Origin of the sequence: Duganella sp. HH101 (assembly GCF_001758795.1) — a bacterium.
GTDB classification, from domain to species: Bacteria; Pseudomonadota; Gammaproteobacteria; order Burkholderiales; family Burkholderiaceae_D; genus Rugamonas; species Rugamonas rivuli.
Window position 1 is genome coordinate 540,389 of record NZ_LRON01000001.1, and the last position, 16,441, is coordinate 556,829.

Annotated in this window: 12 protein-coding genes; all 12 read left to right on the top strand. The window is 67.8% G+C overall.

Going from position 1 to position 16,441, the window contains the following annotated elements; genetic code table 11:
- Positions 1-32: 32 nt before the first annotated feature.
- Genes DUGA2_RS02000 through DUGA2_RS32400 form a run of 12 tightly spaced genes read left to right on the top strand, consistent with a single transcriptional unit; the run spans position 33 to position 16,428 of the window.
- The gene (locus DUGA2_RS02000; RefSeq protein WP_070266929.1) at positions 33-1,559 is read left to right on the top strand and encodes an XrtA system polysaccharide chain length determinant; all 1,527 of its coding nucleotides are present in this window, start codon (positions 33-35) and stop codon (positions 1,557-1,559) included.
- A 9-nt stretch (positions 1,560-1,568) separates the two neighbouring features.
- Positions 1,569-2,333, top strand: a complete 765-nt coding sequence (locus tag DUGA2_RS02005; protein ID WP_070266930.1) for an XrtA-associated tyrosine autokinase — start codon at positions 1,569-1,571, stop codon at positions 2,331-2,333.
- The gene (locus DUGA2_RS02010; protein WP_083296175.1) at positions 2,317-3,846 is read left to right on the top strand and encodes a TIGR03016 family PEP-CTERM system-associated outer membrane protein; all 1,530 of its coding nucleotides are present in this window, start codon (positions 2,317-2,319) and stop codon (positions 3,844-3,846) included. Before DUGA2_RS02005 ends, DUGA2_RS02010 begins: the two co-directional genes overlap by 17 nt.
- 11 nt (positions 3,847-3,857) lie before the next feature.
- Positions 3,858-4,988: a non-hydrolyzing UDP-N-acetylglucosamine 2-epimerase gene (gene wecB / locus DUGA2_RS02015; RefSeq protein WP_070266932.1), complete on the top strand. Its 1,131-nt coding sequence runs from the start codon at positions 3,858-3,860 to the stop codon at positions 4,986-4,988.
- The gene (locus DUGA2_RS02020; protein WP_070266933.1) at positions 4,988-5,821 is read left to right on the top strand and encodes an XrtA system polysaccharide deacetylase; all 834 of its coding nucleotides are present in this window, start codon (positions 4,988-4,990) and stop codon (positions 5,819-5,821) included. The genes wecB and DUGA2_RS02020 overlap by 1 nt, the downstream gene beginning before the upstream one ends.
- Positions 5,818-6,849 (top strand): FemAB family XrtA/PEP-CTERM system-associated protein, encoded by a 1,032-nt coding sequence (locus DUGA2_RS02025; RefSeq protein ID WP_307169309.1) that lies wholly within the window; start codon positions 5,818-5,820, stop codon positions 6,847-6,849. Before DUGA2_RS02020 ends, DUGA2_RS02025 begins: the two co-directional genes overlap by 4 nt.
- 4 nt (positions 6,850-6,853) lie before the next feature.
- Positions 6,854-8,083: a TIGR03087 family PEP-CTERM/XrtA system glycosyltransferase gene (locus tag DUGA2_RS02030; RefSeq protein ID WP_070266935.1), complete on the top strand. Its 1,230-nt coding sequence runs from the start codon at positions 6,854-6,856 to the stop codon at positions 8,081-8,083.
- Positions 8,080-9,648: an exosortase A gene (gene xrtA, locus DUGA2_RS02035; RefSeq protein ID WP_168167747.1), complete on the top strand. Its 1,569-nt coding sequence runs from the start codon at positions 8,080-8,082 to the stop codon at positions 9,646-9,648. The genes DUGA2_RS02030 and xrtA overlap by 4 nt, the downstream gene beginning before the upstream one ends.
- Complete coding sequence (locus DUGA2_RS02040; protein WP_070266936.1) at positions 9,632-10,804, top strand: TIGR03088 family PEP-CTERM/XrtA system glycosyltransferase; 1,173 nt, start codon at positions 9,632-9,634, stop codon at positions 10,802-10,804. Before xrtA ends, DUGA2_RS02040 begins: the two co-directional genes overlap by 17 nt.
- 10 nt (positions 10,805-10,814) lie before the next feature.
- A complete protein-coding gene (locus DUGA2_RS02045) occupies positions 10,815-12,746 on the top strand; it encodes an XrtA/PEP-CTERM system amidotransferase (protein ID WP_070266937.1) in 1,932 nt (643 codons plus the stop codon).
- Between the two features lie 2 nt (positions 12,747-12,748).
- Complete coding sequence (locus tag DUGA2_RS02050) at positions 12,749-13,960, top strand: TIGR04063 family PEP-CTERM/XrtA system glycosyltransferase (RefSeq protein WP_070267098.1); 1,212 nt, start codon at positions 12,749-12,751, stop codon at positions 13,958-13,960.
- Positions 13,957-16,428 (top strand): glycosyltransferase, encoded by a 2,472-nt coding sequence (locus DUGA2_RS32400; RefSeq protein ID WP_071658838.1) that lies wholly within the window; start codon positions 13,957-13,959, stop codon positions 16,426-16,428. Before DUGA2_RS02050 ends, DUGA2_RS32400 begins: the two co-directional genes overlap by 4 nt.
- Positions 16,429-16,441: the final 13 nt, after the last annotated feature.

Consider the following 16,441-nt stretch of genomic DNA (forward strand, 5'->3'; position numbering starts at 1 on the left):
ACTTACCCCCAGACCAGCGGAGAAACCGTGCCATGGAGCAGATGATTAGCCAGTTGTTAATCAGCATGCAGGGGATATGGAAATATCGATGGCACGCGATCGCCGTCATGTGGCTGGTTGCCGTCGCCGGCTGGGCCAAGGTCGCCACGCTGCCCGACGATTACCAGACCTCGGCGCGGGTGTTTGTCGATACCCAGAGCATCCTGAAGCCGCTGCTGTCCGGCATGACCAGCGTGCCCAACGTCGAGCAGCAAGTCTCCATCATGAGCCGCACCCTGCTGAGCCGTCCCAACGTCGAACGCGTGATGCGCATGGTGGACCTGGATTTGAACGCCAAGACCCCGCGCGATCACGAGCAGCAACTGGACGAGTTGATGAGCAAGATTAAGATCGGCGGCACCGGCACTTACGACATCTACACCATCACCTACAACAACCGCAATCCCAAACTGGTGCGCGACGTCGTGCAATCGCTGCTGACCATATTTGTCGAAGGCAGTTTCAAGGGCAAGAACGGTGAAACCAAGAAAGCCGTGCAATTCATCGACGACCAGATCAAGGCCTACGAAGACAAGCTGATCGCAGCGGAAAACTCGGTCAAGGAGTTCAAGCTCAAGAACAACGGCCTGCTGCCCCGCCAGGGCGTGGACTACAGCAATCAGCTGATGCAGTCGTCCGACGCGCTCAATACCGCCAAGCTGGAGCTGGTTGAGGCCGAACAGGCGCGCAACGCCATCCGCAGCCAGGTCAGCGGCGACGAACCGGTGCTGGGCGCCGACCTGAATCCGGCCAGCATCGACAACCCCGAGCTGGACAGCCGTATCTCCGCGCTGAACAAAAACCTCGACACCCTGCGCATGCAGTACACCGAGCTGCATCCGGACATCGTCGCCGCCAAGCGGCTCGTGGCCCAGCTGGAAGCGCGCAAGGTCGAGGAAAGCAAACTCAAGCCCGCCGGCGATCTGGGCAAGAACTACAGCCCCATGTTGCAACAGCTCAAGGTGGCGCAGACCGAGGCCGACGCCAAGGTCGCGGCCATCAGCGCCCGCGTGCAGGAGTACGCGGCCCGCCATCAGCGCCTGCTGGCGCAGGCCAACGCCGTGCCGGAAGTCGAGTCCGAGCTGGCCCAGCTGAACCGCGACTACCTGATCAACAAGGACAACTACGAAAAACTGATCGGCCGGCGCGAGGCCGCCAAGCTGTCCGGCGAACTGAGCTCCGCCACCGACATGATGACCTTCAAGATCATCGATCCCCCCACCATTCCGCTGACGCCGGTCGGCCCCAACCGGATTCTGCTGTCCAGTCTGGTGCTCGGCGCCGCGCTGCTGACGGGCGTGGCCGCGGCCCTGCTGATCAGCCAGGTGCGGCCCACCTTCCTCAGTCCCAGCGAATTGCGCGAGCGCACCGGCCTGCCGGTGCTGGGCACGGTGTCGATGAACTGGACCGAGAATCAGAAAATCAAGCGCCGGCGCGGCCGCTATGCCTTCGGCACCGCCCTGTCCTGCCTGTTTGTGGCTTATGGCGCCGTCCTGGCGGTGGCCGCGTTGCGATACTAGGAGTAGCGTATGGAGCAATCAAGCGAGCAAGCGATGCACCAGGGCGGCGCCCCGCGCCATATCGAGATCAACCTCGAACGCCTGCACCAGCTGGGCATGGTGACGCACGATGGCGGACGCACGGCCGTGGCCGAGGACTTCCGCATCATCAAGCGGCCGCTGCTGCGCAACGCGCGCGGCGACCACGATGTCGCGGCCCTGCGGCACGGCAACCTGATCGTCGTCACCAGCGCCTTGCCCGGCGAAGGCAAGACTTACTGCGCCGTCAACCTGGCGATGAGCATCGCGATGGAAATGGACATCACCGTGCTGCTGGTCGACGCCGACGTGGCACGGCCTTCGGTGCTCAAGGTGCTGGGCCTGCCTGCCGAGCCCGGCCTGATGGACATCCTGCTGCGCGAACGAACCGAACTGTCCGACGTCATCCTGCGCACCAATGTCGCCACGCTGAGCATCCTGCCGGCCGGCCGCGCCAACAAGCACGCCACGGAACTGCTGGCCAGCCGCAGCATGAGCCGGCTGCTGACCGAGATCGCCGAACGCTACGCCGACCGCATCGTCATCTTCGATTCGCCACCCCTGCTGATGACCACGGAGGCCAGCGTGCTGGCGGCGCAGATGGGGCAGATCGTCATGGTGGTCGAGTCCGAAACCACCAGCCAGCATGCCGTCAAGGAAGCGCTGCGCCACATCGAACAGTGCCCGCACGTCAGCCTGATCTACAACAAAAGCAAGGCCTTCCCGGGCGGCGAATACTATGGTTATTATGATTAACCTGGCTCCGCACGGCGCCCCCTATCGCTTGAGCATACTGGTGTTGCTGTCGCTGCCGGCCTGCGCCGTACCGGCCGAATGGACCCTCGTGCCGTCGGTGCGCACGCGCCTGTCCTATACCGACAATATGAACCTGGCGCCGCCCGGCCAGGCCCGCGGCGAATTCACCACCGAAGTGTCGCCCGGCATTGCCGTCGACGCCAACGGACCCGGCCTCGCACTGCGGATGGACTATTCTGTGCAGAAGATCCTCCACACCCGCCAGGCCGACCGCAGCACCCAGCAACTCGACGCCAGCGGCCACGCCGACCTCGTGCGCGACTGGCTGTCGATCGACGCCCGCGCCGGCATCAGCCAGCAAAACATGTCGGCCTTCGGCCCGCAATTGCTGGACCCTAGCCAGACCACCGGCAACAGCAGCACCGTGCGCACCACCAGCATCAGCCCGGTCCTGCGCCACTACTTCCATGGACTGGCGACCGCCCAGTTGCGCTACGACTACCAGCGCGTCAGCAGCGGCCGCCTGCTCGGCGTGCGCAGCGACGGCCTCAATCTGCAACTGACCGGTGACAACGGCGGCCAGGGCTGGAACTGGGATCTGCGCGCCGACCGGAAAAACATCGACGACGCCGTGCTGCCGCCCGTGACCATGAGCGACACCGCGCTGACACTGAGCTATCCCGTCAACAGCCGCCTGTCCACCTTCGTCACCGGCGGCTATGAAAAAAACGACTACCATTCCACCGGCAAGCAACCGCAGGGCCGCTACGGCTCGCTGGGCGGCAACTGGACGCCGTCGCCGCGCACCCGGGTTTCCGCCAGCGTGGGCCGCCGTTTCTTCGGCAACACCTACAACCTGGACGCCGAATACCGCCTGCGCAGCATGGCCTATACGCTCAACTACAACGAAAACATCACCACCACCCACGGCGAATTTCTCAGCATTCCACCCACCGGCCTCAGCGATTTCCTGTATCAGCTGTGGGCCACCCGCATTCCCGATCCGCAGACGCGCTTGCAAACCATCAAGGTCTTCCTGCTGATCTCGCAGATGCTGGGGCCGGATGGCAACGTCAACTTCTTCAGCCATCGCTATTATTTGCAAAAGGACTGGCGGCTGGCGACCGTGTACAGCGGCCCGCGCAGCGCGCTGGCGTTCAACCTGTCGACCACGCAGCGCACGGCGCAAACCAGCAGCGCCATCGACAGCCCCTTGCTGGGCCCGGATGAACTGGCGCTGGAAGACCGCACCCGCCAAAGCGCCGCCCAGGCCGGCTGGAACTGGCGCATGTCGCCCCGCAGCAACCTCACGGTCGGCGCCAGCCACAGCCGCGCGGAATCGCTGACCACCGGCCGCAGCGACCGCAACACCGCACTGACGCTGACCCTGACCCATCAGCTGCAACCCAAGGTCAGCGCCAGCGTCGATCTCCGGCATGTCCGCCACACCAGCAATGCCGGCGGCAACTACCGCGAAAACGGCATCGGCGCGGCCTTGATGGTCGCGTTCTAGAGGAGTCCACCATGCCAAGCATCGTCTGCGTCGTCGCCGCCAGGCCCAACCTGATGAAGATGGCGCCCATCCTGCGCGCACTGGCGCGCACCCTGCCGCAGCTGGAAACCGTGCTGGTGCACACCGGCCAGCACTACGACGACAACATGGATGGCGAATTCTTCACCACGCTGGCGCTGCGGGCGCCGGATTTCCGCCTGCAGGTCGGCTCCGGCAGCCACGCGCAGCAGACCGCACAGGTCATGCAGCGTTTCGAGCCGGTGCTGGAGCAAGCCGCGCCGGCCGCCGTGCTGGTGGTCGGCGATGTCAACTCGACCCTGGCCTGCGCACTGACGGCCGCCAAGAAGCAGATACCGGTCTTCCACGTCGAGGCCGGCCTGCGCAGCTACGATCGCGCGATGCCGGAAGAAATCAACCGCCTGCTCACCGACCAGCTGTCCACGCTGCTGTTTACGAGCGAGGCCAGCGGCACGAGCAATCTGCAGCGCGAGGGCATATCGCCGGCGCGCATCCACTTCGTCGGCAACGTGATGGTCGACACGCTGCGGCACGAACTGCCCCACGCCACGCCGCTGCGGGAGGTGCTGCGGCAGGCGCATCTGGCCGGCTTCGTCGACCACGGCGGCAGCTATGCGCTGCTGACGCTGCATCGTCCGTCCAATGTCGACGATCCGCGCCGCCTGCGCACGCTGATCGAAACCATCGTCAAGCTCAGCGCCGACCTGCCCGTCCTGTTCCCCTTGCATCCCCGCACCCGCGCGATGCTGCAGCTCCATGAACTCGGCGGTCTGCTGGACACGCCGCGCGTCGCCTGCCTGCCGCCGCAATCCTATCGCGACATGCTGGGCCTGATGCAGCATGCCCGCGTCGTGCTGACCGATTCCGGCGGCGTGCAGGAGGAAACCACCGCCCTCGGCGTGCCCTGCCTCACCTTGCGCGACAACACCGAGCGCCCCGTCACCGTCACCGAGGGCAGCAACGCCATCGCCGGCCGCGACCCGTCCGTCATCCTGGCGCTCAGCCGCGACATCCTGCGCTACGGCGGCAAGGCCGGCCGCATTCCGCAACTATGGGACGGCCGCGCCGCCGAACGCATCGCGGACCACATCGGCCTGTGGCTGGACAACCAGGATGATCGCTGATGCGCAACGCCCTGTCGATCGACGTCGAGGATTACTTCCAGGTATCCGCCTTCGCCGGCCATATCCGGCCTGCCGACTGGGCCGCGCTGCCTTGCCGCGTCGAAGCCAATGTCGAACGCATCCTCGCGCTGCTGGCCCAGCGGCAAACCCACGCCACCTTCTTCACGCTGGGCTGGATCGCCGAACGCTATCCCGCCCTGGTGCGCGGCATCGCCGACGCCGGCCATGAAATCGCCAGCCACGGCTACGCCCACCGGCGCGCCAGCGAGCAAACGCCCGAGCAATTCCTGGACGACGTCAGCCGCAGCAAACAGCTGCTGGAACAGTTGACCGGACAAGCCGTGCTCGGCTATCGCGCCCCCAGTTTCTCCATCGGCGCCGACAATCTGTGGGCCTTGGACAGCCTGCGGGCGGCGGGCTACCGCTACAGTTCCAGCATCTATCCGATCCGCCACGACCACTACGGCATGCCCGACGGCGCGCGCTTCGCCTGGCGGCCGCGCGGCGCGCACGGCGTGCTGGAACTGCCGGTCAGCACCGTGCGCATGCTGGGGCGCAACTGGCCGGCCGGCGGCGGCGGCTACTTCCGCCTGCTGCCCTACGCCGCCTCGCGCTGGGCCTTGCGACGCATCAATTCGGCCGACGGCCAGGCTGGCATATTCTATTTTCATCCGTGGGAACTCGATCCCGGTCAACCCCGGCAGCGCGGCATCGCGCTCAAGACCAGGTTTCGGCACTATCTGAACCTGCACAGGATGGAAGGCCGCATCGCCCGCCTGCTGCACGATTTCTCGTGGGACCGGATCGACCGCATCTTTCTGGGGAGCGCATGATGCAATGGAGCGTCGCACAGCTGGGAACGCATGATCGCGCGCGCTGGGACGACTTCGTTCAGCGCTGCCCCGGCGCCACGTTCTTCCACCGCGCCGGCTGGCAGCAAGTGATCGAGGACGTTTTCGGCCATCCCACCTGGTATCTGTACGCCGAGTCGGCCGGCCGGATGCAGGCCGTCCTGCCGCTGGCCCAGGTCAACAGCCGCCTGTTCGGCAACACCTTGTGCTCGCTGCCTTTCTGCGTCTACGGCGGCATCGCCGCGCTGGACGACGGCGCCGCAGCCGAGCTCGACCACGCCGCCCAGCAGCTTGCGCGCCGCCTGCGGGTCGATCACCTGGAATACCGCCACCAGCAGTCCATCCACGCGGACTGGCTGCATAAGGACTTGTACGCCACCTTCCGCAAGCCGCTGAGCGCGGACCACGAACAAAACCTGCTCGCTATTCCGCGCAAACAGCGCGCCATGGTCCGCAAAGGCATGGCCGCCGGGCTGGTCAGCGTGATCGACGCCGAGCCCGACCGTTTCTACGATAACTACGCCGCCAGCGTGCATAGGCTGGGGACGCCGGTGTTCAGCCGCCGCTACTTCCGCGCGCTGCAGCAAGCCTTTGGCGACGACTGCGAAATCCTCAGCGTGCTGCAAAACGGCAAAGCCATCTGCTCCGTCATGAGCTTTCATTTTCGCGATGAAATCCTGCCCTACTACGGCGGTGGCGGCGACGCCGCCCGCGCGCTCGCCGGCAACGACTTCATGTACTGGGAAGTGATGCGCCGCGCCGTCGAGCGCGGCCGCCGGCTGTTCGACTTCGGCCGCAGCAAGTACGGCACCGGCTCGTTCGCGTTCAAAAAGAACTGGGGCTTCGCGCCGCAGCCGCTGCGCTACGACTATCAGCTGCATCGCGGCAAAAAACTGGCCGACGTGCAGCCGCTGAACCCGCGCCTGCAACTGCTGATACGGGCCTGGCGCCTGTTGCCGCTGCCGGTGGCGAACGCACTCGGGCCGCACATCGTGCGCCAGCTGGGGTAGCGTCATGCGCGACTTGCTGTATCTGACCCACCGTATCCCATTCCCTCCCAACAAGGGCGACAAGATACGCGCCTATCACGTCCTGCGCTACCTGCAACGCCACTTCCGCGTCCACCTGGGCAGCTTCATCGACGACGCCGCCGACCAGGCCCACGCCGCCCACCTGGCCACCGACTGCGCCAGTAGCTGCTTCGTCCGCCTGCACCCGCGCCTTGCCCGCGTCGCGAGCCTGCCGGCCTTGTGGCGCGGCGACGCGCTCAGCATCGCCTACTACCGCCACCCCGAGCTGCGCGACTGGGTCAAAGGCACGCTGAGCCGGCATCGCATCGACATCGCCATGGCCTTCTCCGGTCCCATGGCGCAATACCTGCCCGCGCGCACCCCACATGGCCCGCTGCACCGCGTGCTGGATCTGGTCGATGTCGACTCGGAAAAATGGCAGAACTACGCCGACCATCGCCGCTGGCCGTCGTCCGCGCTGTACCGGCGCGAAGGCCGCCGCCTGCTGGAGTTCGAACGCGCCGCCGCCCGCAGCTTTGACCAGGTGCTGCTGGTCTCCCGCGCCGAAGCCGCCTTGTTCCGCCTGCGCGCGCCGGAATCGGCCCACAAGACCGGCTACTTCAACAACGGTGTCGACAGCAGCTATTTCTCCCCGCAACCGGGCTTCGCCGATCCCTACGACAGCGCCCGCGTGCTGGTGTTCACCGGCGCCATGGACTACCCGCCGAACGTCGAAGCGGTGGTCTGGATGGCCGGACACGTCATGCCGGCACTGCGGCAAGAATTCCCCGACCTGCAGTTCCACATCGTCGGCTCCCGGCCCAGCCCGGCAGTGCAAGCCTTGACGCGCCAACCGGGCATCCACGTCAGCGGCACCGTAGCCGATATCCGGCCCTACCTGCATCATGCGGCGCTCGCGGTGGCTCCGCTGCAGATCGCGCGCGGCATACAGAACAAAGTGCTGGAAGCGATGGCGATGGGGAAAACAGTGATCGCTACGCCGCAGGCGCTGGAAGGCCTTTCCGCCGTGCCAGGACGAGACCTGATCTGTGCCGCCGGCGCAGCCGAATTCATCCACCACGTCGGCCGGCAGCTGCGCAACCCCGACGAGCTCGGCGCGGCCGCCCGCCAGCGGGTGCTGAACGACTACCAATGGGGGAAGAACCTGCAACGGCTGGGCGTCGTGCTGGGCGTTACCGAGTCCCATCCATCCCAGGCGGAGCCGGCGCCATGACCGCCGCGCTGTCGCCCGTCACGGCGCCGGTACCCGTCCCGCCGCCCCGTCCCGATATGCACCGGGCGCACGCCTGCCTGCTGCTCGCGCTCACCGGCCTGGTCGCTACCCACTGGACGACGGCCGCCGCCATGGCCAACCTGTGGTGGCATTCCCCAACCTTCGCCCATGGCCTGCTGGTGTCGCCGGTCTGTGTCTGGCTGGTATGGCGCCAACGCGCCGGGCTCGCCGCTTGCCCGCGCCATCCTTCGCCGCTCATGCTGCTGCCTCTCGCAATGCTGGGCGCGCTCTGGTTCCTCGCCACGGTGGCCAACGTGCCGGTGTTGCAGCAATACTGCCTGGTCCTCATGGTCGTCGCGACCGTGGTGCTGGTGCAGGGCCGGCGCTACGCGCGCGCCATCGCTTTTCCGCTGGCCTACCTGCTGCTTGCCGTGCCCTTCGGCGAAGTCTTCATCCCGCCCTTGATCGAATTCACCGCCGCCTTCACGGTAGGCGCGCTGCAGCTGGTGGGCATACCCGTCTTCCAGGACAACAACGTCCTGTCCCTGCCGAGCGGCAGCTGGTCCGTCGTCGAAGCGTGCAGCGGCCTGCGCTATCTGATCGCATCGGTTGCGCTCGGCACACTGTACGCCCACCTGAGTTACCGCAGCCGCCTCCGGCAAGCCGCCTTCGTCGCGGTGGCCCTGGTATTGCCCATCGTCGCCAACGGCCTGCGCGCCTTCCTCATCGTACTGGTCGGCCATTGCAGCAACATGACGCTGGCCGTCGGCATCGACCATTTGATTTACGGCTGGCTGTTCTTTGGCCTGGTCTCGGCGCTGATGTTCTGGGTTGGCGCCCGCTGGCGGGACGATGTCACGCCGCCGCCGCAGACTGCCGTGCATCCACCAGTCCAACTTCAGGTGGCCCGTCCGGCAGCGCTGATCGGGGCGACGCTGGCCGGCATGGCGGTGGCCGCGGTCTGGCCGCCGCTGGCCTACTTCACGCTGCGCGCGCCGCCGATGGCGCAGCAGCAAGCGCAGCTGTCGTTGGCGCCGCCGCCGGCGCCATGGCAGGCCGGCGAGCTGTCGGCCGGCGACTGGCTCATCCCCCATGCAGGCGAGCCGCAACGTTGGAGCGCCAACTACAGCGACGGCGTCCACCAGGTCGCGCTGCAACTGACCTGGTACCGCCACCAGTCCAAGGACAGGGAAATACTGACGCCAGTGTGGAAAACGCCGCCGTCCGCAAGCCCGCACTGGAAGGAACTGGCCGACTCCACCCGCCAGATCGACCTGGCCCGGCGCCGCGTGACCGTCCGGCAAACCATCGTGCAGGCCGGCGACGTCAAATTGCTGGTGTGGCGCTGGTACCGCGCCGCCGGCCGCGACACCGCCAGCCCGCTGCTGGTCAAGCTGCTGCTGGCCCGCAGCAAGTTGCTGGGCGCGGACGACGACGGCGCCGAGATCGCACTGGTCGCCCGCTACGACGAACAACCGGCCCAGGCCGCCATCCCCATGCAGCGCCTGCTGTCGGACATGCTGCCCGCCATCGATCAAGGACTCGCCCATGTTGCCCGACACTGAGATGGCCGCCGCGCCGCTGATCGTGCACCTGATCCACCGCCTGGACGTGGGCGGCCTGGAAAACGGCCTGATCAACCTGATCAACCACCTGCCGCCGGGCCGCTACCGGCACGCCATCGTCTGCCTGCGCGACTACACCGACTACCACCTGCGCATCGAGCGCCCTGGCGTGGAAATCATCAGCATCAACAAGCGCGACGGCAAGGACTGGGGCCACTATCTGCGCCTGTTCCAGACGCTCAAACGCCTGCGCCCGCTGCTGATCCACACCCGCAACCTGTCCGGCATCGAAGGCCAGCTGCTGGCGGCCTGCGCCGGCGTGCGCCTGCGCGTGCACGGCGAGCACGGCCGAGACATCGACGACCTGCACGGCCTGAGCCTCAAATACCGCTGCCTGCGCAAACTGCTGCGGCCGCTGATCGGGCATTTCATCGCCGTCAGCAAAGACCTGGAAGCCTGGCTGATCGGCACCATCGGCGCGCGGCCGCAACACGTCACCCACATCGGCAACGGTGTCGACAGCCTGCAGTTCCATCCCAGGCTGGGCCCGACCGCCGCCGTCGGCCCCGCCGGCTTCCTGTGCGAGGACGCCTACGTCATCGGCAGCGTCGGCCGCATGGCCGAGGTCAAGGATCATCTGGCGCTGGTGCAAGCCTTCCTCCTCTTGATCGCCGAGCACGCATTGCCGCGCAACCGCCTGCGCCTGCTCATCGCCGGCGACGGCCCTTGCCGCCAGGCCTGTCTGGACCTGCTGCGCCAGGCCGGCATGGAAGAGCTGGCCTGGTTGCCCGGCACCCGCGACGACGTGCCGCAACTGATGCGGGCGATGGATGTGTTCGTCCTGCCGTCATTGGCCGAAGGCACGTCCAACACCATCCTGGAGGCGATGGCGAGCGGCTTGCCGGTGGTGGCCACCGACGTCGGCGGCAATCCCGACCTGGTGCACAGCGGCTGGACCGGCACGCTGGTGCCGCCCCGATCGCCGGCCATGCTGGCCGACGCCATCCACGACTACTACCGCCTGCCCGCGCTGGCCGCCAGCCACGGCCAGCGCGGCCGCCGCCGCGTGCTGGCCGAGTACAGCCTGATCGCGATGGCCGATGCCTACCTGGCCGTCTACGATTCCCTCGCCGCCCCACCGCAACGCGATCGATGAAAGGATAGCCATGTGCGCCATCGCCGGAATCTACGACCTCCACCACCACACCGACATCGACGCCGGCCTGCTGCGCGCCATGACCGACATCCAGTTCCACCGCGGCCCAGACCAGGGCGGCGTCCACCTGGAACCGGGCGTCGCCCTCGGCCACCGGCGCCTGTCGATCATCGACCTGAGCGGCGGCCAGCAGCCGTTGTTCAACGAAGACCACAGCGTGGCCGTGGTCTACAACGGCGAGATCTACAACTACCGCGAGCTGATGCGCGAGCTGCAGCACTACGGCCACGCCTTCCGCACCCAGTGCGACACCGAGGTCATCGTCCACGCCTGGGAGCAATGGGGCGAACGCTGCGTCGACCACTTCCGCGGCATGTTCGCCTTCGGGCTGTGGGACCGCCGGCAGCAAAGCCTGTTCCTCGCGCGCGACCGGCTCGGCGTCAAGCCCCTGCACTATGCCGTGCTCGACGATGGCCAACTGCTGTTCGCCTCCGAACTCAAGGCCCTGCTGACGCACGACGGCCTGCGGCGCGAGCTGGACCCGCTGGCGGTCGAAGAATATTTCGCCTACGGCTACATCCCCGAACCGCGCACCATCTTCCGCCAGGCGCGCAAGCTGGAGCCCGGCCACACGCTGCTGCTGCGCAAAGGCCAGCCGCTGGCCCAGCCACGGCGCTACTGGGATATCCCGTTCGCCGCCCAGGCCCAGGCGCAGTACGGCGAAGCCCAGGCCGCCGACGAATTGCTGGAACGCTTGCGCGAGGCCGTCCGCATCCGTCTGGTGGCCGAGGTGCCGCTGGGCGCCTTCCTGTCCGGCGGCGTCGATTCCAGCGCCGTGGTGGCGATGATGGCGCAGCAATCCAGGCAGCCCGTCAACACGTGCTCGATTTCCTTCGGCGATCCCCGCTTCGACGAGACCGCCTACGCGCAGCTGGTGTCCGAGCGCTACGCCACCCGCCACCACACGCAGGCCGTGGAGCAGCACGACTTCGAGCTGGTCGACCAGCTGGCGGGCCTGTACGACGAACCCTACGCCGACAGTTCCGCCCTGCCGACCTACCGCGTCTGCCAGCTGGCGCGCCGGCGTGTGACGGTCGCGCTGTCCGGCGACGGCGGCGACGAAAACCTCGCCGGCTATCGCCGTTACCGCTGGCACCTGCACGAGGAACGCTGGCGCACCATGCTGCCGCTCGGCCTGCGCAAACCGCTGTTCGGCACGCTGGGCCGGCTCTACCCGAAAGCCGACTGGGCGCCACGCCCACTGCGCGCCAAGACCACCTTCGAGGCGCTGGCCCGCGACGCGGTATCGGCCTATTTCCACAGCGTCAGCATCATGAGCGACGCCACGCGCAAAGCCCTGTTCAGCGACCGCCTCAAGCGCGAGCTGGGCGACTACCACGCGGCCGAAGTGCTGCGCCGCCATGCGCGCAACTGCCCCTCCGGGCACGCGCTGTCGCGGGTGCAGTATCTGGACCTGAAAACCTATCTGCCTGGCGACATCCTCACCAAGGTCGACCGCGCCAGCATGGCGCACGGCCTGGAGGTGCGCGTACCGCTGCTGGACCACACGCTGGTGGAATGGGTGTCCGGCCTGCCGCCGGAGTTGAAGCTGCGCGGCGCCACCGGCAAATACCTGTTCAAGCGCGGCCTGGAGCGGCATCTGCCGAAGGAACTACTGTACCGGAACAAGATGGGCTTCTCCGTGCCGCTGGCGGACTGGTTCCGCGGACCGCTGCGCAGCCACCTGGAGCGCAGCCTCGCCAGTCCCGTGCTGGCCGATTGCGGCCTGTTCAATCCCGACCAGGTCCAGCGACTGGTCGCGCAGCACCTGTCCGGCCGCGCCGACCACAGCGCCCCTCTGTGGTCGCTGCTGATGTTCGAATCGTTCCTGCGGCAGCTGCCGGCCGCCGCGCCGCGCAACTGCGCACGAAAGGCGGCATGACCATGCGCGTGCTCCACATCCTCGACCATTCGCTGCCGCTGCACAGCGGATACACTTTCCGCACGCTGGCTATCCTGCGCCAGCAACGCGCGCTGGGCTGGCACACCACCCACCTGACCAGCGCCAAGCAAGGCGCCGGCCCGGGCGAGCAGGAAGTCGACGGCTGGCATTTCTACCGCACGCCGCCGCTGCGCAATTGGTGGTCGCGCCTGCCGCTCATGCGGCAATGGAGCGTGGTCGCCGGCCTGCACCGGCGCCTGCTGCAGATCGCGCCCAGGATCCGCCCCCACATCCTGCATGCGCACTCGCCCGCGCTGACCGCCCTGGCGGCGCTGCGCGCCGGGCGCGCGCTGGGCATCCCCGTGGTCTACGAAATCCGCGCCTTCTGGGAGGACGCCGCCGCCGACCATGGCACCAGCCGCGCCGGCGGTGTCCGCTACCGGCTCACGCGCGCGCTGGAAAACTACGTGCTGCACCGCGCCGACGCCATCACCACCATCTGCGAAGGCTTGCGCAGCGACATCGTCGCCCGCGGCATCCCCGCCGCCAAAGTGACCGTGATACCGAACGCGGTCGAGAGCAGCCGACTGCCGCCCCCGCCCGCCATGCACCCGCTGGCGCCCGCGTTTGGCCTGGGCCTGGGCGATGGACCGGTGCTGGGTTTCATCGGCTCCTTCTACGCCTACGAAGGCCTGGCGCTGCTGATCGCCGCGCTGCCACGGCTGCTGAACGACGCGCCGCGCCTGCAGTTGCTGCTGGTCGGCGGCGGGCCGCAGGAAGCCGAGCTGCGCGCGCTGGTCGACCGGCTGGACCTGCGCGCCACCGTCAAGTTCGCCGGCCGTGTCCCACACGAGCGCATCGCCGACTACTACCAGCTCACCGACATCCTGGTCTACCCGCGCCTGCCGATGCGGCTGACCGAGCTGGTCACGCCGCTCAAGCCGCTCGAAGCGATGGCCCAGGGGCGGCTGGTGCTGGCCTCGGACGTCGGCGGCCACCGCGAACTGATCGAGCACGGCAAGACCGGCTTGCTGTTCAAGGCCGGCGACGCGCAGTCGCTGACGCTGCAATTGCTGCAATTGCTGCGCCATGCGGAAACCTGGCCGGCGCTGCGCAGGCAAGCCCGCGCCTACGTCGAGCGCGAGCGCAACTGGCCCGCCAGCGTTGCGCGCTACGCGCCCATCTACCAGCGCCTGTGCGCGCAGGCGCCATGAGCGCGCCAGCGGGGCGCGACGCCGGCGCCACGCCGGACGGTATCGCCGGTCTGCGGATCGCGCTGGTTGGACCGCTGCCGCCCCCTGCCGGCGGCATGGCCAACCAGACCGCGCAGCTGGCCAGCCTGTTGCGCGACACCGGCGCCCAGGTCGATGTGGTGCAGGTCAACCCGCCGTGGGGGCCGGCCTGGGCCGCATCCCTGCGCGGACTGCGCGCCGCGCTGCGCCTTCCCCCGTATTTGTGGCGCTTGTGGCGCGCAGCCGGCCGGGCGCAAGTCGTCCACGTGATGGCCAACTCCGGCTGGTCATGGCACTTGCACGCCGCGCCGGCCATCTGGATCGCCCGCCTGCGCGGCAAAGGCGTACTGCTCAACTATCGCGGTGGAGAGGCCGCAGCCTTCCTGGCCCGCCGGGCCGCACTGGTCCGCTTCACCATGCGGCGCGCGCACCAGGTAGTGGTGCCGTCCACCTTCCTCGCCGACGTCTTCGCGCGCCATGGCGTGAGCGCGCGCATCGTCCCCAACATCGTCGACCTGGCGCAGTTCCGGCCGTCGGACTGCGCCGCGCCGCATGCTTCCATCCTGATCGCCCGCCACCTGGAGCCGCTGTACGACCATGCGACGGCCTTGCGCGCCTTTGCCATCGTCCGTCGCAGCCTGCCGCACGCCCACTTGACCATCTGCGGCGAAGGTCCCGAGCTGCAGCGGCTGCAGCAACTGGCGCAGACACTGGACGTCAGCGATGCGGTGCACTTCGCCGGCAAGCTGGACAATGCCGCCATGGCCGGACAATACCGGCTCTGCGATCTGGCGCTCAACCCCAGCCTGGCCGACAACCAGCCGATTTCCATCCTGGAAGCGTGGGCCAGCGGCGTGCCGGTCGTCAGCACCGGCGTCGGCGGCGTTCCGCATCTGGTGCGCGACCAGATCAACGCCGTGCTCGTTCCGCCGCAAGACCCGGCGGCGATGGCGCAGGCCATGCTGTCCGTGCTCCAGCATCCGTCCCGCGCGTGGTCGCTCGCCAGCGCGGGCAGACAGGCGGCCCGGCGCTACGCCTGGCCCCAGGTCGCTCCGCTGCTGATGGCGCAATACCGGCTCGTGTTGAAGCGCCCGCCCGCCTTCGGCTACACGGCGCTGGTATCCACCCTGCTGTTCCCCGTGCACGAAATGCTCAAGCGGCACCGCAGCGTCGGCCTGCGGCGGAACATGGAGCGCAGCCAATGGTGGTCGCCGCAGCAACTGGAAGCGTTGCAGCTGCAACGCCTGCGCGCGCTATTGCTGCATGCCTCCGAGCACGTGCCTTACTTCCGGCAGCTCTACACCCGCCTCGACTTCGACGCCAACCGCGTCCACGACCTGCGCGACCTGCGCTGCCTGCCCATATTGAACAAAGCTGAAATCAACCGCCATCGCGACGACTTCGTCGCCGAAAACGCCGGTCCGCTGCGACGTTTCAACACCGGCGGCTCCAGCGGCGAACCGCTGATTTTCTTCCAGGGCAAGGACCGCGTCAGCCACGACGTCGCCGCCAAGTGGCGGGCCACGCGCTGGTGGGGCGTCGACATCGGCGACCGCGAAGCGTTGATGTGGGGCTCTCCCATCGAACTGAACGCGCAGGACCGCTGGCGCATGCGCCGCGACCGTCTGCTGCGCAGCCTGCTGCTGCCGGCCTTCGACCTGTCGGCCGCCCGCCTGGACGACTACCTGGGCCGGCTGCAACGCCTGCGCCCCGCCATGCTGTTCGGCTACCCGTCGGCCATGTGCCTGCTGGTCCGGCACGCACACAGCCGCCGGATTGCGCTGGACGGCTTGGGCGTCAAGGTAGTGTTCGTTACTGCCGAACGCCTGTACGACGAACAACGCGCGCTGCTGGAGCGAGCCTTCGCCGCCCCGGTCGCCAATGGCTACGGCGGGCGGGACGCGGGTTTCCTCGCCCACGAATGTCCGGAAGGCGGCATGCACATCACCGCCGAAGACGTCATCATCGAAATCGTCGATGGCCAGGGCGCTCCGGTCGCGCCGGGCGACAGCGGCGCCATCCTCGTGACGCACCTGGCCAGCCGCGACTTCCCCTTCATCCGCTACGCCACCGGCGACGTCGGCGCGCTCGACACCCGCCCCTGTCCCTGCGGGCGCGGCCTGCCGCTGCTGAAGCGCGTCGAAGGCCGCGTCACCGATTTCGTCGTGGCGCGCGACGGCACCGTCATGCATGGCCTGGCGCTGATCTACGTGCTGCGCGACCTGCCCGAAGTGCGCGCCTTCAAGATCATCCAGGAAAGCCTGGACACCACCCGCGTGCTGCTGGTCAGCGTGAGCGGACTGCCGCCGGCCCTTCGGCTGAGCATCATCAGCCAGTTCCGTGCCAGGCTGGGGGCGTCCGTCGAGATACTGATCGACGAGGTGAAGGCCATCCCGGCGGAAGCGTCGGGCAAGCACCGCTACGTCATCAGCAAAGTTTCGCCCCATTGAAGCCGGAGGTCCC

Excerpts from the sequence above, each read along its gene's own strand:
- DUGA2_RS02010 (WP_083296175.1), top strand. The coding sequence starts at position 2,317 with ATGGTTATTATGATTAACCTGGCTCCGCACGGCGCCCCCTATCGCTTG.
- DUGA2_RS02020 (WP_070266933.1), top strand. The coding sequence starts at position 4,988 with ATGCGCAACGCCCTGTCGATCGACGTCGAGGATTACTTCCAGGTATCC.
- DUGA2_RS32400 (WP_071658838.1), top strand. The coding sequence starts at position 13,957 with ATGAGCGCGCCAGCGGGGCGCGACGCCGGCGCCACGCCGGACGGTATC.
- DUGA2_RS02005 (WP_070266930.1), top strand. The coding sequence starts at position 1,569 with ATGGAGCAATCAAGCGAGCAAGCGATGCACCAGGGCGGCGCCCCGCGC.
- DUGA2_RS02050 (WP_070267098.1), top strand. The coding sequence starts at position 12,749 with ATGCGCGTGCTCCACATCCTCGACCATTCGCTGCCGCTGCACAGCGGA.
- wecB (WP_070266932.1), top strand. The coding sequence starts at position 3,858 with ATGCCAAGCATCGTCTGCGTCGTCGCCGCCAGGCCCAACCTGATGAAG.
- DUGA2_RS02040 (WP_070266936.1), top strand. The coding sequence starts at position 9,632 with ATGTTGCCCGACACTGAGATGGCCGCCGCGCCGCTGATCGTGCACCTG.
- DUGA2_RS02045 (WP_070266937.1), top strand. The coding sequence starts at position 10,815 with ATGTGCGCCATCGCCGGAATCTACGACCTCCACCACCACACCGACATC.
- DUGA2_RS02000 (WP_070266929.1), top strand. The coding sequence starts at position 33 with ATGGAGCAGATGATTAGCCAGTTGTTAATCAGCATGCAGGGGATATGG.
- DUGA2_RS02025 (WP_307169309.1), top strand. The coding sequence starts at position 5,818 with ATGATGCAATGGAGCGTCGCACAGCTGGGAACGCATGATCGCGCGCGC.
- DUGA2_RS02030 (WP_070266935.1), top strand. The coding sequence starts at position 6,854 with ATGCGCGACTTGCTGTATCTGACCCACCGTATCCCATTCCCTCCCAAC.
- xrtA (WP_168167747.1), top strand. The coding sequence starts at position 8,080 with ATGACCGCCGCGCTGTCGCCCGTCACGGCGCCGGTACCCGTCCCGCCG.